This window comes from Myxococcales bacterium (assembly GCA_022184915.1).
Taxonomy (GTDB): Bacteria; Myxococcota_A; Polyangia; order Fen-1088; family Fen-1088; genus JAGTJU01.
In genome coordinates, this window is the sequence record JAGTJU010000004.1 from 750912 (window position 1) to 771380 (window position 20469).

Sequence of the window (20469 nt, forward strand, 5' to 3'; positions counted from 1 at the left end):
TTTGTTTGCCTATTTCATCCCTTCGGCAGGTGGACGAGGATCCTGAGCGAGAAGGTCCCGAGACGGCGGGAACGCAGGCGCGTAGACTGCGGCGCGTGGAAGCGCCTGTCTCCCCGGAACGTCCTACGGCTCTGATCGTGGGTGTGCGCACCCTTGGACACACTCTGGCCCTGCACTTCGCCGAACGAGGTTTTCGCGTGCTCTGTGCGGCGCGCACACGACAGACGGTCGAGGACGCGGCGGCGGCGGTGACCGCGGCGGGCGGCCTGGGGGTTCCCCTGGTCTGCGACTTGACGCGTCCCGAAACCCTGAAGGCAGCCCTCGATGCGGAGCCTGCCATCGACCTTTGCATTGCTGCCCAGACGGCGGGGGGCCGCTTCGGAGCCCGTCCGTTGGTCGAGATGGAAGACGAGGACCTGCAGCGGGGGGTCGACAGCTATTTGCGCGGTACGTGGAACCTCCTCCGCGCCGTGGGGCCTCGCATGCTGGCGCGCGGGCAGGGCACCTTCCTTCAGATTGGCACCTCGTCCGGGGTGAGGACGAAGGCAGGCTACGCCGCGTTGGCCGCCGTTCAGCACGGGCTGCGGGCGCTGGTTCAGGTCGCGGCCCGCGAGTGGCGCGAAGGCGGCGTCCACGTGGCCTACCTTCCGATCGATGGTGCGATCGCCAGCGAAAAGACGACAGCGTGGGTCGCCCGGAACGGGGAAGACCGAGCGATTCCGGCCCAGGCCATCGCCGAAGCCTGCGCGTACCTACACGGCCAGCCGCGGCGGGGCTGGACCCACGAATTGTTGCTGCGCCCCCCGGGCTCGGATTGGACGGCCCCCACCTGAGCGGAATGCTCCAGATGGCCGAAACGGCGGACAAAAAACCAATCTGGAAGCCTCGCGAAGCGCGGAACTTGGATTATGTTACGGGCACCTTCGTATTTGGAAAGTGACCCTTCATGACCAAGCGCCTCTACAACTTCTCTGCCGGTCCCGCCATGTTGCCCACCGAGGTTCTGGAGGCCTCGGCCAAAGCCCTGCTCGACTACGAAGGCAAGGGCGTGGGCATTGCCGAGGTCAGCCACCGGGGTAAGGAATTCGATGGGGTCTTGGACGAGGCCATCGCGCGGTGCAAGTCGCTGCTCGCGGTCCCCGATTCACACGACATCCTCTTCCTTCAGGGCGGCGCCACCCAGATGTTCAACGTGGTGCCGATGAACATCCTGCACGGGACGGCCGAGTATGTGGTGAGCGGTCAATGGTCGAGCAAGGCCGCCAAAACGGCTCAGGCCGCCTACGGGGACAAGATCAAGGTCATCGCATCCAGCGCGAAGACGGAGTTCGACCGCCCGCCGGTTTTCTCCGCATCCCCAGACGCTTCCTATCTACACGTCTGCTCGAACGAGACCGTGCACGGACATCGGCTCGTGGCCTGGCCCGAACACCCGAACCTGGTGGTGGATGCCAGCTCGGAGATGATGGCGAGGCCCCACCCGATCGCGGGGACGGCTCTGGTCTACGCCGGCGCTCAAAAGAACCTGGGTCCGTCAGGCGTGGTTCTGATGATCGTTCGCAAAGATCTCTACAGCCGCATTCCCGCGTCCACGCCGGAGATCTTCAATCTGCAGGTGCTGGCCGAAAACAAGAGCTGCCTCAACACGCCGCCGACGTTTGGCATCTACGTGCTCCTAGAGACCTTCCGCTGGATGGAACGACAGGGTGGGCTGTCGGCCATCGAGGCCCGCAATGCGGAGAAGGCGAGGCTGCTCTACGAAGCCATCGATGGCTCTGAGGGCTTCTTCAAGGGAACCGTTGCCGACGTGGCTGCCCGCAGCCACATGAACGTCACCTTCCGCCTCCCCTCCGAAGAACTCACGGACAAGTTCATCAAGGCCTGCGCGGCGAAGGGTATGGTGGCGCTCAAGGGGTACCGCTCGGTGGGCGGCATCCGGGCTTCGATATATAACGCGATGCCGGTCGAGGGCTGCCAGGCTCTGGCTGACGAAATGAGGGTCTTCGCCGCGGCGAACCGCTAGGCGCTCGACGCGGGGCTGCGCGAACCTTTCGGATTGGCCTGGCGGGCAAGCTGTACTAGAACTCCGCCCCTTCACCCTCCCGATTCACTTCGATCAAAGGACTACAGCAAGATGTCGCAGGAACCGTTCCGGGTGCTCGTTGCGGACGACATGGCCGCCGACGCGGTCACCATCATGCGCAACGCCGGCCTCGCGGTCGACGTGATCACGGGGCAAAGCGCCGAGCAGCTCACGGCGATTGTGGGCAATTACCACGGCTTGGCCGTGCGGTCGGCCTCGAAGGTCACGGCGCCGATTCTGGAAGCGGCCCACAAGCTCAAGATCGTGGGGCGTGCGGGCGTGGGTGTCGACAACATCGACGTCGCGGCTGCGACGAAGAAGGGTGTTCAGGTCATCAACACGCCCGCGGGCAACGCCATCGCCGCCGGCGAGCTGGCCTTGGCCTACGTCTTCGCCCTCGCTCGCAAGTTGCCCCAGTCCACCGCCAGCATGAAGGCTGGCAAGTGGGACAAAAAAGCGTTCATGGGCGTGGAGATCACGGGCAAGACGCTCGGCGTAGTGGGCTTTGGCAACATCGGCCGTCAGGTGGGGGAGCGTGCGGTTGGCCTCCAGATGAAGGTGCTGGCGTACGATCCTTACCTTCCGTCGGGTGCAACCCCTCCGGCAGGGGTCGAGTACGCACGCCTCGAGGATGTCATCGCACGCGCTGACTTCATCACGCTTCACCTTCCGCTGACCCCGGAGACGAAGGGGCTTTTCGGGCGGGAAAACCTACTCAAGATGAAGAAGAATGCCTATCTCATCAACTGCGCCCGCGGTGGCATCGTCGATGAGACCGCCCTCTACGAGGTCATGAAAGGCGGGCACCTGGCTGGCGCAGCCCTCGATGTGTTCGAGGAGGAGCCCTGTGGCCCGTTGCCTCTCTTCGGGCTGGACAACGTGCTGGCCTCGCCCCACACCGGCGCTTCCACGAAGGAGGCGCAGGTGAAAGTGGCTGTGGAGTTGGCCGAGGTGTTCGTGGCCTTCTTGCTCGAAGGCAAGATCCGCAACGCGGTGAACAAGCTCTGAGGGCGTCAGCTCCCCTACGCCCATGGTCGAAACATCCTCTCTCCGTCTCCCCGCCGGGATTCGTGACTTTGCGCCCGGCGCGGCGGCGGCGCGGCGGCAAATCGCGGAAGCTTTCATCGGCGTGTTCGAGCGCTGGGGCTACGCACAGGTCATCACGCCAGCCTTCGAGTACGAGGCGGTATTGGCGCGAGGGCTCGGCAGCGATGGGCGGGCCTCGGCACTGCGTTTCGTCGAGCCGAGCTCCGGGCAGGTGCTGGCCCTTCGGCCCGACATCACGCCCCAGGTGGCGCGCCTCATGGCCACCCGCTTCCGCGAGGAAACAGGTCCGATTCGTCTTTGCTACGAGGGACCCGTGTTTCGCTACGACGCGACCTCGCGAGCTCAGAAGGAGCTGATTCAGGCAGGCGTGGAACTCGCCGGTTTGGCGGGGGCGGATGGCGACGTCGAGGTCATCTCCGTGGCCCTCGATGCCCTGGCGGCGGCGGGGCTTTCCGACGTGACGATCGACCTCGCACACCCGGGGCTGGCAAGGGCGGTGATTGACGGTGTGCGCCTACCCGAGCCCCTCGTGGCCGTTTTTCGTGAGCGGGTGGCCAAACGTGACCGTGCCGGGGTCACAGGACTTCTGGAACAGGCCTCGGGACCCAAGGCCATGGTGGCCTTCGCCCAGCTGTTGCCGACCCTCTCCGGCGACGCTTCGATTTTGGACGACGCTTTCGAGCGTGCCCCGGGCGTCGAGGTTCGCCGGGCGTTGGCCGATCTGCGTGAGGTGGTCGAGCGCCTCGCTGACCGGGGGATTCGTGGCGGCAACGTGCATGTGGACCTGGGCGAGATCCGGGGCTTCGACTACTACACGGGCGTTCGTTTCCAGGGCTTCGTGCATGGGGCGGCGGATGCCGTGTTGGCGGGTGGGCGCTACGACGCCCTCATGGGTCGCTACGGCCGGCCACGTGCCGCCGTGGGCTTCGCCATCGACGTCGAGGCGACCGCAGGCGCGCTCGAGCACCTTCAGGAGAGGACACGGGGCGCCGCGACGAACGGATTTCGCCGTGGCGAAGGAGGCTGCCTGGTGGTAGGTGAGGCCGGTCTTGCCGAACGGGAAGCGCTTCGCCTCCGCGCGGAGGGGCGGCGTGCCGCCGTGGCCGGACCCATGGGCCTCGACGACGCGCGAGCGTACGCGCGCCGGTGGGGCTACAGTGAGATGCTTTTGGTAGGGGCCAAGCTGAAGACCCTGCCCGTCGATTGAGAACGGAAAAGAAGAAACAATGCCTGTAGCTGTCGTTGTCGGCGCCCAGTGGGGCGACGAAGGGAAGGGCAAGGTCGTCGACCTGCTGACTGAGAAAGCGGATGTGGTGGCTCGCTGGGGCGGGGGTGCCAACGCGGGTCACACGATTGTCGTGAACGGGCGGCAGTACATCACGCACCTCATGCCCTCGGGTGTGCTTCGTCCCCAGGTGACTTGCGTGGTGGGCGAAGGCATGGTGATCGACCCCAAGGTCATGGTGGAGGAGATCCGCACGTTTCGGACCCATGGGCTGCTGGCCGATGCCTCGAAGCTCGTGATCTCGCGCCGGGCCCACCTCACCTTGCCCCAGCACAAGCTGCTCGACGCCGTACGTGAGCTGGGGCCCGCGGCGGTCGGCTCCACGAAGCGGGGCATCGGTCCTACGTACGAGAGCAAGGCTGCGCGCACGGGTCTGCGCATCGACGACTTGTTCCGTCCCGATCGTTTCCGCAAGCGTCTGCAGGACAACCTGAACTTGATGGCGCCTCTCCTGTCGTCGGTGAAGTCAGATGTGCCGGCGCTCGAAGAGATCACGCGGGAGTACCTCGCTCTCGGTGAAGAACTGGCGCCCTACGTCGGCGATGCCTCGCGGTTTCTCCACGACCAGATCTGCGCGGGCAAGAACGTGTTGCTCGAGGGCGCGCAGGGCGTTCTGTTGGACATCGACCACGGCACCTACCCCTATGTCACGTCGTCGTCGACGACGGCCGGCGGCGCGTGCGCGGCCCTCGGCATCGGTCCCACGAAGATCGATAGCGTGATGGGCATCGTGAAGGCCTACGCCACCCGGGTGGGCCTCGGGCCCTTTCCGACAGAACTCACCGAAGCGACGGGGGCCAAGATCCGTGAGGCGGGTGCCGAGTTCGGGTCGACCACCGGGCGGCCCCGCCGCTGCGGCTGGCTCGACCTTCCAGCGCTGCGGCTCGCCATACGCCTTTCGGGTATCGAAAGCCTGGCGGTCACGAAGCTGGACGTGCTGTCGGGCATGCCGACCGTAAAGTTGTGCACAGCCTACAAGCTTCGCGGGCAGATGCTGGACGAGATGCCTGCGGACCCGGACGACTTGGCCGAGGTCGAGCCGGTTCTGGAAGAACTCCCCGGGTGGGAGCACACGCGCATCGACGGCGGGCTTGCAAGCCTCCCCCAGGCGGCGAGAAACTATCTCGATCGCATGAGCGCTCTCACGGGCCTTCCCTTGTCCCTCGTTTCGGTGGGGCCAGGACGAGAACAGACGACCGTTTCGGGTCACCCCTTTGCGTGACCAGCTTGGTTCGGTGCGGTTCGCGCGAGCTCGAGCCGCCCCGATCGCTTAACATGAGGAACTTCAACGCCTTGCTTGTCCCGGCCGGTCGTGGCGGGTTCGTCTTGATGACTTGCCACGGGGGCAGGGGATCGTTATTGTGGCCGAAAGCGGTTCGTGCCGCTAACTGCATGAGGGCTCAATGAAAATCGTCTGCGAAGCCTGCGCTGCGAAGTACTCCATTTCTGACGACAAGGTCCGCGGGAAAGTCTTCAAGATACGCTGCAAGAAGTGCAGCCACATCATCGTGGTGCGCGGCAACGCCGAAGACGGGGGCGTGTCCGAATCAGCTCCGGCCGAGTCGGTGGCCGAAGCTCCTGCCTTGGCGACGGCGGCACTGGGAGCAGAGGGCACCTGGTACGTCGTGGTAGAGGGTGAGCAAGTGGGCCCGCTCACAGAAGGCGACGTGGCAGGCCGGATCGTCCGGGGTGAGCTCTCCTCCGAGACTTTCGGGTGGCGGGAAGGCATGGCCGACTGGGTCCAGCTTTCAGCCATCGCCGAGTTCGCGTCCGTTTTGGCGTCCGCGCCCGCGCCTTCGGGCTCCGTCGATTCCGACAGCCCCTTTGCCCCTCAGCCCACGGCCGTGTACCCGCCAGGCACCGCCGAGAGCATGTTCGGCGCAGACCACCGGGCCACGCCTGGGCCGAGTTTGAACGGCAGCCATGGGCGCTCGGAGGCTACCGAGGTGTTCGGATCTCCCGTCGCGATGGCCCAGCCCACCGCCGGTGATGACTTGTTTGCGCCACAAAGCGCCAACGATCCTTTCGCTTCAGCCCCGCAGCACAAGGCGGCGCCCGCGGCCTCTGTTTCGTCTCACGGGGGGGGAGGGGGCTTTTTCAACGTGCCTTCTGCCGCGTCCATGAGCGCGCCCTCCGGGGGCGGTGCGGGCCTTACCGCACAGCGCTCCGAAAACTCGGTGTTGTTCTCGCTCTCCAACCTCGAAGCGCTTGCCGCACCCGGACCCGCACCGGTGGGCAGCTATAGCCGAGGACCTGCGCCGGCGGCCTCTTCGACGTCGTCCGCGCCCGTCACGGAAGGCTCGGGTCTCATCGACATCCGTTCGATGGCGGCGATGACTTTGGGCAAACAGCCGAGCGAAGCGCCTTCTACCGCTTTTGGCGGCGGCTTCGGGGCGCCCCCTTCAGCGCCCGAGTTACCGACCTTCGCCGCTGCGCCGATCTCGCCGATGTCTCCGATGCTGGTGCCCCTACGGGCCCAAGCGGGCGTTCCCAAGTACGTGTGGGCGCTCGTTGGCGCTGTGGTCTTGGCGCTGGGGGGGTTGAGCTACGCCGTGTTCACGCGTCCACCGCCTGTGGTGGCTCCTCCCGCCGAGTCGGTTGCGATGGACCCTCCCGCGGTGAACGTTCCGCCTCCGGTTCCCCCCACCACGCCGCCTCCGCCGCCGGAAACTCCGCCCGCCGCGAAAGCCGCCGAAGAGCCCTTACCCCCCCGAGACGTGCCGGTCGCAGCCGCTCCCGTCGAAAAGACCGAACGAAAACGCACGAGCGGCGGCTCGAAGGGTTCTTCGGGGAGCTCCGGTGGAGGGGCGAGCGCCAAGGCAGAGCCAGAGCCGAAGGCTGCGGTGCCCGAGGCCGCACCGAAACCGGAGCCGGCAGCCGCCCCCAAAAAAGGGTCCCTGGACGATCTGCTCGCCGGCGCGATTGGCACGCCGAAGAAAGCAGCGCCAACACCCGCTGCGGCGCCACCCGAACCAGAGCCCGCGCGGAAGCTGGGCCCCCTTGGCAAGTCCGACATCGTGAAGGGCATGATGGGCGTGATGCCGAAGACCAAGGCCTGCTACGACCAGTACAAAGTGCCGGGTACGGCCTCGGTCACCGTCAAGGTGGGGTCGAGTGGCCGTGTCGACGCTGCCGACGTCACGGGCAAGTTCGCCGGAACCCCAACGGGTGACTGTGTGGAGAAAGCTGTCAAAACAGCAAAATTCCCGCCGTCGGATGGACTGACGTTCCCGTATCCCATTCCTCTCCGCTGAGGAGGGGCTCCGGCCCTTCCGCATGCGTCGCGGGGCCTCTTTAGGGCTTGGCTCCGCGGCGCCAGCGTCGACGAGAGAGAATCCAAGCTCCAAAAGCCATTCCCGCGGCGAGCAGAACGGAAAACACAGCTCTCGGCGCCGTGGGGGCCACCGTCTCGCGAGTGTTCGTTCGGTCGAGCCGGAAGCTCGCGACGAAGCGCGTAGGGCCGTTTGTCTTGAAGCTGCGGTCTTGGCCGCCTCCCTGCGGTCCGCGGCTCTCCGTCAGGCGCCAGCCATCTCCCAGGGCCGCGGTGATCTCCGTCTCTCCGAGCCGCGAGGGTGGCGTTTTGGGGATGAGCGTCACCGCCAAGCGCGACGGCGGCTGCGTCAGGATGTCCCGAGCCTCCACGACGACCGCGTCGGCCTCGACGGCATTTTTTCCCCCGAGGTCCAGTGCTACCGTCGGCGTGAACGGGCGGGGCTCTCCGTTGACCTCGAGCTCGAGCCAGTCGGCGGCCAGGGCCGTGAGCTCGCGTCGCAAGACCTCCAGCTCTTCAGGGGACAATCGCCCGTTGCCGTCGGCGTCGGCCTGCCTGCGGAGGTCCATGCCGGGAAGCTCGCCGAAGAGCAGCGCCACCGAAACCTCGACCCGGTCTCCGTGTGCAGCCAGGGTCACGTAGCGGTTCGTAAGGCCGGGTTGGCTTTCTGGATGGGCAATCGCTCGCGACGTTGCGCCCGACAAGGTCGAGGCCACCCATAGGCCCAACGCCACCCTCCAAGACCGTCGGCTCCAGGAAAGATGCGTGGACTTGACCCTGCGCCCCAAGGCCCCTACGCTGGGCCAAGCATGGCCACCCGCATCGAAGCACACATCGCTGGCACGGTTTGGAAGATCGAAGTGAAGGTGGGGGATGCCGTGTCCCCGGGCCAGGTGGTGGTGATCCTCGAGTCCATGAAAATGGAGATGCCCGTGGAGGCGGCCTCCGCCGGAACGGTTTCGGCCGTGCTCGTTCAGGAGGGGCAGGCAGTGGAAGAGGGGCAAGCCGTGGTCGAGCTCGCCTGATCGTTTCCGCGTGTTCGGCCCGGTCCCGTGCCGCGGCGCTCGGTCCATCGTTTTCACCGAGCCTCTCGTTAGTCCTGGAGCCTTGGAAGCTCGCGGGTTGGAAGGCGAGGTAGGCCGTCGGCGCCCCGAACCGGAGCGTTCGGAGATATGTCTTTTCGCTCCCTGTCTTCGCGATCCCGAGCGTCCCTGTCGCGCGGCTCCCCTTTCGGGCGGGCGTTGCGGTCGCGGCCTTCGTCGGCGGGCTCCTCGTCGCGTTCATTGCCCTCCTTGCGGGGCCGGCCAGGAGGGGGCGCAGGCGATCCGATGTCGTCTTTGGCTTTCTTCATCAGCCGGTCGAGAAGTACGGCCTCGACGTGGCGGGGCAAATCTGGAACGGTCATTACCACCCGCGAGGCTGAACGTCCCGACGACTCCCGAAAGGGAACGAGCTCGACAGAGGCTTTGTAGACCTTCGTCTCGTCGACGTACTCGAAGAGCACATAGCCGGCGTCCTTGTCCTTCTCGAGCACCGGGAAGCGCTGGTCCACTCGCAAGAACCGGATCACGGTCGACCAAAGCTGGGCGGGGGCGTAGGGGAAATCGGCCGAGGAGCGGGCCCAAGCGGGCTGGGCCCCCCCCATCAAAAGGATTAGCCAGACCAGGTGCTTGAGAACCGTCATAGTTTCATAGGCTTAGGGACAAGGCTTCAACAAAGGCGTGAAGTCTTGAGTTTACGCCCCTGCCACCTCGGCGGCAGCTTTCGACTCGAGGACCATTTGCCGGAGGGAGCCGCGGCTGCCTACGAAGCGCAGGCTGAGGAGTCCTATCCCGAGGTACCAGGCCACCTGGATGGCGTGCACCACGATGGCGTAGGCACCGCCTTGGGCCGTGGCCAGCTCATTCGGAAGAAAGGCGGCGAGGACCGCCACGATGCCCACCTGGAACTGCCCCACCAGCCCGGGGGCGTTGGGCAACGAGATGACGACCCCTGTGAAGGCCATCATGGCGTAGGCGGCCGTCAAGGACACGGGAAGCCCCATGCCCCGCGCGAGCAGCCACATACCCAGGCCGTTGAAGGCCCAGTAGCCGAGCGACTGAATCAGGAAGGGGACGAGGTGCCGGGGCTCGTGAAGCGCGCGAAACCCCTGGATCAGTGCGTCCAGCTTGTCGGCGATCTTGTGTGCCAGCCGGGGCGCCAGGCGGGGCAGCAGCGACAGACGCAACGACCATCTCACCGTGAGGGCCGGCCACTTCAAGGCCAAGGCCAGGAACATCGTGGCGGACAGAAAGACCACGAGTGACAGCCAAGCAAAGGACTCGAGCGAAGCGCCACCCAGCACGCTGATGGGCTGGCGGAAGGCAGACATCTCGAGAAGGTAGGAGCCGAAGAGGATTACGGAGACGAAGAGGCCGTCCACGACGCGCTCCACAGCGACGGTGCCGAGGGCGGCGCTCATCCGACAGCGACCGTCGCGCACCAAATAGTAGGGGCGCACGAATTCGCCCAACCGAAAGGGCAGCGCGAGAATCGCCATGAACCCCACCGACGAGATGGGCAGGAGCCTTGGCAACGGTACCGTCACGCCGATCGGCCGCAGAAGGTAATCCCAACGGGCCGCGCGCAGCGCGTGGGTGGGGACCAGGGTGAGCCCGTAGACGAGCACCGGCCAGGCCGACAGGGCCCGCAGATGAGTCCACACGGCGTCCCAGTGCATGTTTCTGACGACCAGGTACGAACACACCGCTCCGACGAGCAGAGAGATGAGGATCTTCAGGAGCGATTTCATTGCGGGGAGATCTCGGCAGGGGGGCCGAGCCACGGTGACCAAGGCGGGCCCGGCGAGCCTTCAAGGGAGGTCGCCGGCCAGAATACGGCGAGGGTTCTCGGCGAGCAATCGGTTCGCGGCCGCGTCGCCCAATCGCTTTCGAATCCAGGCCAGGCCTCCCGCCGCATGTCGTGCATCCGCCACCGTGTGCATGTCGGTGGCCACCCCGTGAGCGAGCCCTTCCTCCACCAGCCGGCGTGCCACCCGCTTTTCCGTCCATCCATTGTTTCCCTCGAGCGCCGCCAGGTCGACCAGCAGCGCCGCAGAGCGCCCGAGCCGTTCGGCGCAAGAGAGGTCGCTGCGCACGGACCGGTACCGCTCCGGGTGCGCCATCACAGGCAGGAGTCCTCCGACCCGCACCTGAAAGAGCACGTCCTCTATCCGAGGCGGCATGAGCCGAGGCTCCACCTCGAAGAGGAACGCCTTGGCCCCCGGGTACAGCGGAACGGTGCCGTCCGCGAGACGATCGTGGAAGACGCCGTCCCAGAAATTCTCGGCTGCCACCCCGAAAGTAAGGTGAGGGTGTAGGGACGACAGCGGCTCTAGAAGGGCCGCCGTGGCCTCGGCGATCTGTGTTGCGCTGGGCAAATACATGCCCGCCCGCTGATGGGGCGTGGCAATCAGCTGCGCAAACCCCATGTCGACCGCCGCCTTGATCATCCCGAGCGAAGTGGCGACGTCGGTCGACCCGTCGTCGACGGCAGGCAAGTAGTGGGCGTGGAGGTCGATGAAGTTCGACATCAAGGAGAGGTGCACAGCTACCATAGCGCGGCCGCGAGGGTTCGTAAGGCGCTCGCGCTGAGACCGAAACGGCTCGTAGGGGCCGCCTGGTGAATCGAGCCCCCAGGGCGGCAGCCCCGCCGCACGGGCCTTTTGCTGCCCGAACCCGTGTTTTCGAGCACTTCGGAGCGCACCGGCGAGGAGAGCTGGTTGGTGCGCCAGTTGCATGACCGGCGAGCCACATGAGCTCATCAGCAGACTTTCCGTCCAAGTACGCCCTCCCGAAGTTCTCAACACCTGCGTCCCAGGACCGGAAACTCAAGCGTATGTTGGCCATCGGCTCGGGTGTGGCCGTGCTATGGGCAGGAGCTCTGGGTGGGGTCTTGCTCAAGCGAAACGCCGACGAGCACGCCGCCCGCGAGGCGGCTCGACAGCAAGCGTCCCGAACCGATGCTCCCCTGGCTGCTTCGACGGATGGCGCTCCCCCTGTGAACGCCCAGGCGGAGCCTCTTCCCCCGCCCGTCGCGGAGGGGCGCGGTACCAAGCCGGAAACTGCGAGCGCTGACACGGACGGAGCCAAGCGCAGCCGCGCGAGCAAATCCCGCCACGATCGCCGCCGCCAAGCGCGGCGGCAGGCTCCGAGCCGCGCAAGCAAGTACGCGGCACGAACCCCCACGGTCTCGAAGAGCCCGACGCGCCTGAAGGACAACCAGCTGGACGCGCTGCTCAAGCAGTTCAAGTAACCCGCCGGCTCAGTCCGAGGCTGGGGACTTTGTGCCCCACGTCCTGGGGTTCAGACTCCCCAGGGCTTGAAGACTGCGCCAAAGGGCGCGCTCGGTCTCACGCAGCCGAGGGCGCTGAGAAGTCATCAGACTTTCTTCTCTTTTTCGCTGCGTGACTGCTATTCTTTTCAAGTGGGGCGCGGTGCGGGTCAAGCCCGTGCGCCGCACGCGCGCCGGCCAAGCCTGAACGCCCCAGAGGAGACGAAGTCCCGATGCCCCAGCAGGAAAAACGCACTGAGAATTCTGTCCTCTTCTCGCTGCAGGAGCTGCAGCGCATGGAGGAGCAGCGCGTTGAGCAGGAGCGAGCTTCCGTCCGCGCACGTGAGGACGCCGAGCGACGGGCCCGTGAGGACGCCGAGCGGCGGGTACGCGAGGAGGAGGAGCGGCGTGTGCGGGAAGCCGAGGAGGCTCGTCGCAGGGAGGAAGACAAACGACTGGCGGCAGAGCGCGAGGAGCGCATCCGCGTCGAAGAGGCCGAGCGCCGTGCCCGCGTGGAAGCCGAAACGCGCCTGCGCGAAGAGCAGATGCGGCTCGAGGCCCAGGCCAAACAACAGCACAAGTCCAACGTGGGTGTCATCGTAGGCATCGTGGCCGCTTTGGTCGCGGTAGGCGGCATCGTGTTTTATATTTACAGCGGCAACGTCCAGGAGCAGCGCGAAGCCCTGATGCGAGAGCAGCAGAAAAACGTGCAAGAGCTCGATGCCAAGCTCAAGGAGCAGGAAGCGCGCATGGCGGCGCTGATCGCGGAAAAGCAACGCGAGATTGACGCAGCCAAGAGCGAGGCGGACAGAGCGCGTCTGCGGGCCGAACAAAAGAGCCTGCAGGAGCAGCAGGAGCGGGTGAAGGCCTCGCGAGGAAGCAGCAGTCGGACCGCGGCCAAGGAAGAACGAGCCGTCGAACGCCTTCCAGCGTTCACGGGTCAGAAGAAGCGGGTGAGCGACAACCCGCTCGAAGGCCTCTAGGGGAGCGGTGGGAGGCGCACCGGCTCCCCTCCTGCGGGAATCGTGCTGCTGACGTTCCCTTCGTTACCGACATGCTGTAAAACGCGTCCATGTCGAACGACGATCTTGGCCGCCGTCACTGGACACGGCTCCTCGCACTGCTCAAGGAACTCTCTTACGAGGAGCGCGAGGTCACCCTGGCGTCGGGCCAAACGAGCAATTTCTACATCGACTGCAAGCAGACCGTGCTGGGAGCGGAGGGCCATTTTCTCGTTGGCACTCTGTTCAACATGCTTCTCGCGGAGAAGTTGCCGCAGGTGGAGGCCATCGGTGGCCTCACGATGGGAGCTGACCCCATCGCTTCGGCAATCTCGACGCTGAGCTTCGTCATGGCAAGGCCGTTGCGGGCGTTCTACGTGCGCAAGGAGCCGAAGGGTCACGGAACCGCCCAGTGGATCGAAGGCACCAAGGGCCTACGTCCGGGTCAGAAGGTGGCGATCGTGGAAGACGTGGTGACGACGGGTGGCTCGGCGCTCAAGGCGGTCGAACGGGCGCGGGGCTTTGGCTTGCAGGTCGAGGCGATTTTGGGACTGGTGGATCGGGAAGAGGGCGGGCGTGAAGTCCTGGAGAAAGAGGCTCCCTTGTTCACGTTGTTCGCCAAGCGGGACTTCCGATGATCCAGGCCGCAGGGCGGATCGCACGCCGGGACGTCTTGCGGAGAGCAGGGGCAGGGATCACGGCGCTTCCGTTGGCCGCCCTCGGTGCCGCGGGCTGCCAGTCGGGGCGGCCACCTCTGGTGGATTTTGCGGAGGGACCTCGAAACTTCCTGGCCAGTGACTACGAATCCGTATTCAGCCGGTGGACCCGCCACGCGCGCCTCGTCTCAGCCAACGAAGGAAACATCATCGAGGCATGGGCCACCCTCAAAAGTTGGGAATTTCGGGAGGCCTACCTCGAGAGGTACGCCCAGGCCTACGCTCTGTCTCCCGACGATCGATCGAGCCTGTGGCAGAGCGAGCTTGCGAAGCTAAGAGGCGTCTACGACTTTCATCTCACGGTGCAGACCACTGATTTTCAGTGGAACGACTTGCATGAACGAGACTCTCCATGGCGCGTCATCTTGGTGGATGGGACCGGAGACGAGCTTCACCCCGACGAGATCAATCGGTTGAGGCTTCCCGTCCCTTACGAGCAGGTGTTCTTTCCGCATCGCACGGCGTTTACGAAAGCCTATGCCGTCCGCTTCGCGCGGCCCGCAGGTGATGACACTGCCCGTTTCGGGGGCGAGGCCACGGGTGAACTTACGTTGCGCATCACGGGCCCTCTCGGCAGGGTGGAGATGGCCTGGCACGCTCGCTAGCACGGCCGCGAAGCGGTTTTTGCGATCGACCGTTGCGATCCAGACCTATCGGCGTGGAGAACTTTTAGTCGAGATCGTCGAAGCTGTCGGGGCCTTCGGACTTGTAGAGATCTGCCTCGCGGGCAAAAAAGTCTCTCTCGAGCTGATCGAAGTCGCCCGCCCTCGGCTTTGTGGCGCTCGCATGGCTGACGGACTTGCCCACTGTACGCGCGGCATGTGGCGCCACGTGAACCTCAGGTGCCGGTGTGGGCGACAGGGGAGACTCGAGCTCGGCCACGAGAGCCGGATCCAGTTCGATCGAGCCCGTCGGGCGACCAGTACCCTGGGGGCGCTCGACGGTTCGAACCTCCATCGAGCCCGTGCTGCGCGTCTCCGATCCCGAAGGCGCACCATGCGAGGTGGCGGCGAACTCGAAGGCTCCGCTGGGCCCGAGGGGCGTATCCCCGTCCACGTCGCCCATTCCCGGCGCTGTTTTTTCTAGGGGCCTTGCGGCAGACGGCACGAAGGCGTCGGGTGCAGGGTCGAGCAACTCACTCGGGATGTCGATCACCATGGAAGGGCGAGGCTTGACTGCCTTGTCCTCCACTGTGCTGCGGGCCACGAGCTCTCCCGTGGCTGCACGGGGTGGGACGCCGGTCGTGGTGGACGGCGGTGCCGTGGCGTTGATGTCCGCGGGCAAGGCCTCGGCGGGCGCCTCCGTCGCAGTAGCGGCAGGGAGGGGACCTGTACTGCCGCCGCGTGGACTTGGCGCGGGGATCGGCTCGTCGTGCGTCACGGGTGAGGGCGAGCGCTGGTCGTTCGCGGGCTCATCCGCGGTGTCGAGGCGCTCGCGGGCCTCGTCTCCGCGCAGCCACGCTTCCATCAACGGGCTGGCCGCCGCGGTCGAAACGCTGGGCTTCGGTTCGACGCCCGGCTTGCGCTGAATGGTGCCCGTGTCGACGAAGCGGGAAATGATCCGGAGGGTATCGAAGACGCGGAAGGGACTTTCGTCCAACACATCCGCGACGGTGCGCTGCCCGTCGAACAGCCTGAGTACGGGGGCAACCTCGGCTTGAAGGTCGGGCCGATCGGTGCCGCCCGACAATTCGTACACGGTGTGGGCGGAGCCGAGCGTCCGGGCTGTATGTGTAAAGTCCCGCAGGAAGCGCTCGGCGTCGTCGAGAAGGTCGGCGGCCTTTTTGTTGAGTTGGCTGCGTGCCGTCACCGCCCTGAAGCGCACCTCCAGAGCCGCTTCTTCCCACAAAAGCATCTGGTTGAGGGCAGGCGCTCCCGTGATGGTTCCCACCTGTGCCGTCCGCAGTTCGCCCTTGGCGAAGCGCAACTCGCCCTTGCGGTTCGCCCGTTCGACTTGCACGACGGCCGAGGTCTTCAAGGTGGCGAAAGCGCGGATGAGGAAGAACAAGCCGTACTCTGAGAGGGCGCCCTGAACCAGGGGATCCTTGCCGTCGTCTTCTCGCCGGGCCGCCCGCATGCGGGTTATCGTGATAACGTCCCGCAGGTAGGCCGGCAGGGGCAAAAAGTCCACGGGGTTGTGGGGCCCAAGGGCGCGTTTCTGCTCTTCGGTGCCGAGCGCGACCACGGGCACCTTCAGCGCCGACAAACCCTCGGCGAGCCCTTCGATGATAAAGCGGCTTGCTTGCGCCCCTTGGCGCAGGGCGACCACGACAGCATCAGGGTGGGCGGAGGCCGCAGCCGCCAAGCCGGCGTCGACGGTGCTGACCGTGCTGACACGGCAGCCGTCTCGTTCGAAGCCGAAAGCAACGGTTCGGAGACCTTTCGGGTCGCTATCGATCACAAGTACGTGCGCGAGACGGGCCATTTTACTCAGTGCGGCTTGAGCGGCCAAGTATAGGCCAATCGACTGGGATCGCACGGGAAAGTTGTGTGTAGACATACGAGAAAGAATTGGTTTGACCCGTGCGAAGGCTGGCCAGGGTGACGCAGGAATCGCGCATGGCGGGCGACCGAATGCGACTTGGGTCATCAAACCCCTGTACCCGGACGAATGACCGGCGCGGCACCGAAACTTTTCACACCGACCCGACGCAATGCTGATACAACCCTCTGCCCCCGTCGTGAACAACCTGGCTTCGACGCCCGTAACCTCGTTCCTTCAGCTGGTGCGCTACTTCGAGCAGCAAACCACGCCGAGGGAGCGGTGGCGCATAGGCCTGGAACACGAGAAGGTCGGCGTTCGCGCCTCGGGAGAGCCGGTTCCGTTCGATGGGCCTACCGGTTTGTGGGCTTTGTTGTCCCGCTTCGAGCGTTTGGGGTTCTCGGCCGACAGGGAGGGAGACCACCCCGTGGCGCTGTGGCGCGGCGACGACAAGCTTTCGCTCGAGCCTGGCGGTCAGTTCGAGCTGTCGGCCGGTGCGACCGAGTCGGTGAGCGGGTCTGCGGCTTTGCTGCGAAGCCACCTGATGGAGCTGAAAAGCCTGGCAGAGGGGTTGGACATCCACTTCATCGCAGGCGGGTTTCGCCCGTTCGGCCGCCTCGACGAGGTGCCCTGGCATCCCAAACACCGCTACGCCATCATGCGAGAATTCCTGCCAAACCAGGGGCGCGAAGGCCGGCTTGCCTGGGAGATGATGAAGCGGACCGCCACGATGCAGTTCAACTTCGACTTCTCGAGCGAGGCCGACGCCGTGGAGCGGATGCGGACGGGCTTCGCCGTATCCTCCATCGTGACGGCACTCGGTGCGGCCTCCCCGATCGTGGACGGGCAACCGAGCGGGTTCAAGAGCTACCGCGCGGCCGTCTGGCTCGAGACCGACGAGAACCGGTCGGGTTTGTTGCCTTTTGCTTTCGGTCCCGAGATGTCCTTTTCGCGGTATGCCGAGTGGGCCCTCGACGTGCCCATGTTTTTCGTCGTACGGGAGGACGCCTACGTCACCTTCCCCGAGGCCATGAGCTTTCGCCGTTTGTGGCAGGAAGGGTTCGAGCACGAGGGCGTTCGCCATCACGCCACGATGGCTGACTGGGAACTTCACCTTTCGACCCTGTTCCCGGAAGTGCGTCTCAAAAAGACAGTCGAGATGCGGGGGGCCGATGCAGGTCCCTTGCCGGTGGGCTTGGGTCTTGCGGCCCTTTGGCGGGGCCTGGTCGACGAACCGGGTGCCCGCCAGGCAGCCTGGGAGTTGGTCGAGCATGCAACGGGGGACGAACGCCAAGCGACGCGGCGGGATGTGCCACGTTTGGGCCTCGAGGCCCGGCTCGGACGGCACAAGCTTGCAGATTTGGCGCGGCCCCTGCTGGAGATCGCCCGCGAGGGCCTGCTACGGATCCCGTTCGGAGCCGAGGACGCGGCTCTGCTCGACCCCATTGCCGCGTTGGCGGAGGAGGGGCGTTGTCCGGCGGACCAGATGCTCGACGAATACCATGCGGCGGGCGGCGACCCCGCCAAGCTGATTCGCGTCTGGGAACACCCCTGAACCGGGGGTTCCCCTGCGGGTCCGCTCGGTGATGACCGCGTCCGAGGGGGAGGCAGGGCCCCTGCGCGTCGTGCTGGGATTGTTCGAGGTGCCGCCCGGATTCGAACCGGGGTATGAGGGTTTTGCAGACCCTTGCCTTACCACTTGGCCACGGCACCCTACACTGAGGGGAGCCAGTGTTTACCACACGATTCGGCGCTCGTCACCAGGGCCTGTCGTCTCGTGGGAAACAGTTGTTTGTCAGATCGTCTCCGCCGCCTGTTCGGAGGACTTGGGGGTACTGCGCGCCCCTTGGCGCAAATACTGTGACGCCATTTCGTACTCGAAGAACGAGACCATGTTGGTCTCGAGCACCCGAGACCACAGGGCGTGGGCGTCGTCCTCGCGGCCTTGCGCCAGGCGCGCCATGGCTTCGTAGAAGTAGATTTCGGCCCTCCTTCCAGGGGTCGTGGCCCTGGGAAGCAGGTCTTCGAATGTGACCTCGCCGATGGCGAAGCGCGACAACTCGCGGTACCAGGTGGCCGAGCGGGTGGGACGTAGGTTGACCCTGCGGCGTGCGACGAACTGAAGATAGGCCTGCGCCGAGGGCTCGGGCGCGTTTCTGCTGCGGCGGCTCAGGTCCTGGATCCACAGGGATGCGTATACCTTGACGTACTCGGAGATGGCCTCGCCGGAGTGAGAGAGCGCGCTGCGAAAGATGCTGACGGCGGCGTCGAGTTCACCGCGTTGAACCAGGAACGCCAGGGCGTCGCTGTAGGTTTGGTCCCTGGTCTGATCGAACTCCACGGCTTCGGAGAACTTTTGAAGCGCTTCCTCCCTGCGTCCCATGAGGTAATAAAGCCGGCCTACCTCCAAGGTGGCCTCGGCGGCGGGGCCGCGCCTGCGGTTCCGCATGTGATCGACCATCAGACGCTCCCAACCCAGGAGTGCCGTTCGGTACGCTTTTTGGGCATCGTCATCTCGACCGGTCAGCTCGAGCGCCTGGCCGAGGGCGCGGGCCAGCTTGGAGTGAGTCTCCACGTAGCCGATCGTTTCTGCCGGAGGGTCTTCGGGCTGGTGTCGCTCGAGAGCATCTCGCAACAGCCGTACCGCCTGCGTGTTGTCGCCCTTCTTCGTGAGCAGATTGCCGAGCTGCAAGGTGACGTCGGCGCCGGCGTCCACGCCCTCCACCGCGCGCGCGAGAATGGGTTGCGCCTTTTCGGGCTGTCCGGCGTCCACGTAGTTGCGGGCCAGCTCGACCTCGACGGGAGTGTCGGAGAGCCACTCGGCATCGTCACCGAAGTGTCGTCGCGCATCGGCCATGCGCTGGCGTAGCGCTTCGGCGTGTCTTTGGGCGGGGCGAACGTCTTCCGGGTCCATGCGCACGCGAAAGAGCCCGAACTGTAGCTCGACCATCTCCTTGATGAGGGCCTCGCGCTCTGCGCGGGGGGCGTTGGCCTCGGCCATGATGGGCTCGACCTCTTCCAGGAGCTTGAGTGACAAGAGCGGGGCGCTCGTAAGGCGGGCCACGCGAGACTGCAGTACGAGCAGGTCGGCGCTGCGGGGATGAAAGCGTAGGGCCATCTCGAGCACACGGAACGCGGCCCAGGCATCGACCCGATCCGTCGACGTACCGCCCAGCAGGGGCAGCTTGGGCAAAAATCGCCGAGACAAGGCCGCAAAGGCCTCTGCCGTAGGCTTCGTGTTCCGTGCCACGGCATCGACGAGTCGCCGCAGATCGGGGTTGTCGCCCGGTTTGCCTCGCAGGCCCTCGAGAGCCTGGCTCGCGCCTTCGAGGTCTGAAGCACGCAGGTAGATCTGTGCAAGGCTTGGGGCGAGCGTCGCGACCGTATCGGCTTCCTCGAGCATTTCCTCGCCGAACATGCCGGCATGAACGCCTCCCCCGAGGGGACGCCTGAGTCTGCCAGTGAGCTGCTGGTAGCGTGTGGCCACCGTTTCGGCGAGCCTGCGAGTGAGGTTTGGGGTTGGCCAACTCCAGGCCGTCGACTCCAGGATGCGCCGCGGGGACGGGGGCGCATCGAGCTGCGCGTTGCCGGCCGCGATTTGCTTGCCGTCTTCAGCCCAAGCCAAGACCTCGTCCAACTGGGCCGCCCAGCGGCTGTTCTTGGGCTCGAGCTTGGCAAGAACGGCCAAGGACAGGGCTGATTCTGCTTCGGCACCGCGGGCGCCGAATACGGTTGCGACGAGCTCGGCCGCGTGGTGCAAACGAGCGCGATCCGATGCCGGCAGCTCGAGTTCCCCCGCGAGCTCGACAGGATGAAACAGCCCGAGCGCGTCCTGGAAGGACGACAGGGCTTGCTGGTCGTACTCGGCGTTGACCAGGCCCTCGGCGTCGCCTTTGAGATCCTCGGCGCGCAGCTTTTCGATGGGTCCGAGCAGGTACTCGACGAGCCGCGAACGCAAGGCTTTCCGCTGGGGAGCGTAAACGGGCAGCGCCTGAAAGACCAAACGCGCCTCCAGAAAGTCCTCTTCGGCCTGGGGTGTTGCGATGGCCTCGGCCTGCATGGCGTACCGTTGAGCCACCGTGGAAAGGGGGGGCTTCGGGGCCTCTGGGTAGTGAGCACACGCGGTCAGTGCGACCACCAAGCCGGCACCCACGCTCTGCAACATCCGCCAGATCCGCACGCTTCGCAGGGGCCCACGTGCCGCACCCGACCGACTCGTCTTCATGCGGGCAGTCTACCAGCGAAACCGAGGCGCGGGGGCTGGCGGGAAGCGC

At 65.7% G+C, this 20469-nt stretch carries 18 protein-coding genes and 1 tRNA gene; 12 read left to right on the plus strand and 7 right to left on the minus strand.

All coding sequences use genetic code 11. From position 1 onward, the window contains the following. The first annotated feature begins 5 nt into the window (after positions 1 to 5). The 6 genes from KA712_18265 to KA712_18290 all read left to right on the plus strand — a co-directional run bounded on the left by KA712_18265 (position 6) and on the right by KA712_18290 (position 7669). A complete protein-coding gene (locus KA712_18265) occupies positions 6 to 833 on the plus strand; it encodes an SDR family oxidoreductase (GenBank protein MCG5054914.1) in 828 nt (275 codons plus the stop codon). Between the two features lie 113 nt (positions 834 to 946). After that, a complete protein-coding gene (serC, locus tag KA712_18270; protein ID MCG5054915.1) occupies positions 947 to 2023 on the plus strand; it encodes a 3-phosphoserine/phosphohydroxythreonine transaminase in 1077 nt (358 codons plus the stop codon). Positions 2024 to 2134: 111 nt separating this feature from the next. Beyond that, entirely contained in the window at positions 2135 to 3091 is a 957-nt protein-coding gene (locus KA712_18275) for a hydroxyacid dehydrogenase (protein ID MCG5054916.1), read from the plus strand. Between the two features lie 22 nt (positions 3092 to 3113). Further along, positions 3114 to 4337, plus strand: coding sequence for an ATP phosphoribosyltransferase regulatory subunit (hisZ, locus tag KA712_18280; protein ID MCG5054917.1), 1224 nt, complete (start codon positions 3114 to 3116; stop codon positions 4335 to 4337). Between the two features lie 19 nt (positions 4338 to 4356). Beyond that, complete coding sequence (locus KA712_18285; protein ID MCG5054918.1) at positions 4357 to 5637, plus strand: adenylosuccinate synthase; 1281 nt, start codon at positions 4357 to 4359, stop codon at positions 5635 to 5637. A 181-nt stretch (positions 5638 to 5818) separates the two neighbouring features. Further along, entirely contained in the window at positions 5819 to 7669 is a 1851-nt protein-coding gene (locus KA712_18290; protein ID MCG5054919.1) for a zinc-ribbon domain-containing protein, read from the plus strand. Between the two features lie 40 nt (positions 7670 to 7709). Here KA712_18290 and KA712_18295 read toward each other — a convergent pair whose 3' ends face one another. After that, on the minus strand, positions 7710 to 8324 hold the full coding sequence (locus KA712_18295; protein ID MCG5054920.1) for a hypothetical protein: 615 nt from the start codon (positions 8322 to 8324) through the stop codon (positions 7710 to 7712). Between the two features lie 171 nt (positions 8325 to 8495). Here KA712_18295 and KA712_18300 point away from each other — a divergent pair, with 171 nt between their 5' ends. After that, positions 8496 to 8711, plus strand: a complete 216-nt coding sequence (locus KA712_18300) for an acetyl-CoA carboxylase biotin carboxyl carrier protein subunit (protein MCG5054921.1) — start codon at positions 8496 to 8498, stop codon at positions 8709 to 8711. A gap of 68 nt (positions 8712 to 8779) precedes the next feature. Here KA712_18300 and KA712_18305 read toward each other — a convergent pair whose 3' ends face one another. Genes KA712_18305 through KA712_18315 form a run of 3 tightly spaced genes read right to left on the minus strand, consistent with a single transcriptional unit; the run spans position 8780 to position 11257 of the window. Beyond that, the gene (locus tag KA712_18305; protein ID MCG5054922.1) at positions 8780 to 9370 is read right to left on the minus strand and encodes a hypothetical protein; all 591 of its coding nucleotides are present in this window, start codon (positions 9368 to 9370) and stop codon (positions 8780 to 8782) included. A gap of 51 nt (positions 9371 to 9421) precedes the next feature. Then, the gene (locus KA712_18310; protein MCG5054923.1) at positions 9422 to 10477 is read right to left on the minus strand and encodes a flippase-like domain-containing protein; all 1056 of its coding nucleotides are present in this window, start codon (positions 10475 to 10477) and stop codon (positions 9422 to 9424) included. Between the two features lie 60 nt (positions 10478 to 10537). Beyond that, the gene (locus tag KA712_18315; GenBank protein ID MCG5054924.1) at positions 10538 to 11257 is read right to left on the minus strand and encodes a hypothetical protein; all 720 of its coding nucleotides are present in this window, start codon (positions 11255 to 11257) and stop codon (positions 10538 to 10540) included. Between the two features lie 221 nt (positions 11258 to 11478). On the opposite strand from KA712_18315, the gene KA712_18320 reads away from it, so the two are divergent. The 4 genes from KA712_18320 (at position 11479) to KA712_18335 (ending at position 14319) form a co-directional block, all read left to right on the plus strand. Beyond that, the gene (locus KA712_18320; GenBank protein MCG5054925.1) at positions 11479 to 11979 is read left to right on the plus strand and encodes a hypothetical protein; all 501 of its coding nucleotides are present in this window, start codon (positions 11479 to 11481) and stop codon (positions 11977 to 11979) included. A 314-nt stretch (positions 11980 to 12293) separates the two neighbouring features. Beyond that, on the plus strand, positions 12294 to 12980 hold the full coding sequence (locus tag KA712_18325) for a hypothetical protein (protein MCG5054926.1): 687 nt from the start codon (positions 12294 to 12296) through the stop codon (positions 12978 to 12980). A gap of 89 nt (positions 12981 to 13069) precedes the next feature. Further along, positions 13070 to 13636 (plus strand): orotate phosphoribosyltransferase, encoded by a 567-nt coding sequence (gene pyrE, locus KA712_18330; protein ID MCG5054927.1) that lies wholly within the window; start codon positions 13070 to 13072, stop codon positions 13634 to 13636. Then, complete coding sequence (locus KA712_18335; GenBank protein MCG5054928.1) at positions 13633 to 14319, plus strand: hypothetical protein; 687 nt, start codon at positions 13633 to 13635, stop codon at positions 14317 to 14319. Before pyrE ends, KA712_18335 begins: the two co-directional genes overlap by 4 nt. 64 nt (positions 14320 to 14383) lie before the next feature. On the opposite strand, the gene KA712_18340 is transcribed toward KA712_18335, so the two are convergent. Then, on the minus strand, positions 14384 to 16138 hold the full coding sequence (locus KA712_18340; GenBank protein MCG5054929.1) for a hypothetical protein: 1755 nt from the start codon (positions 16136 to 16138) through the stop codon (positions 14384 to 14386). 229 nt (positions 16139 to 16367) lie between these two features. Between KA712_18340 and KA712_18345 the strand changes: the two genes are divergently transcribed. Continuing rightward, positions 16368 to 17750 (plus strand): glutamate--cysteine ligase, encoded by a 1383-nt coding sequence (locus KA712_18345; GenBank protein MCG5054930.1) that lies wholly within the window; start codon positions 16368 to 16370, stop codon positions 17748 to 17750. Positions 17751 to 17836: 86 nt separating this feature from the next. Here KA712_18345 and KA712_18350 read toward each other — a convergent pair. Continuing rightward, positions 17837 to 17908 (minus strand) — tRNA-Cys (locus KA712_18350). A gap of 82 nt (positions 17909 to 17990) precedes the next feature. Further along, a complete protein-coding gene (locus tag KA712_18355; protein MCG5054931.1) occupies positions 17991 to 20420 on the minus strand; it encodes a hypothetical protein in 2430 nt (809 codons plus the stop codon). Between the last annotated feature and the right edge of the window lie 49 nt (positions 20421 to 20469).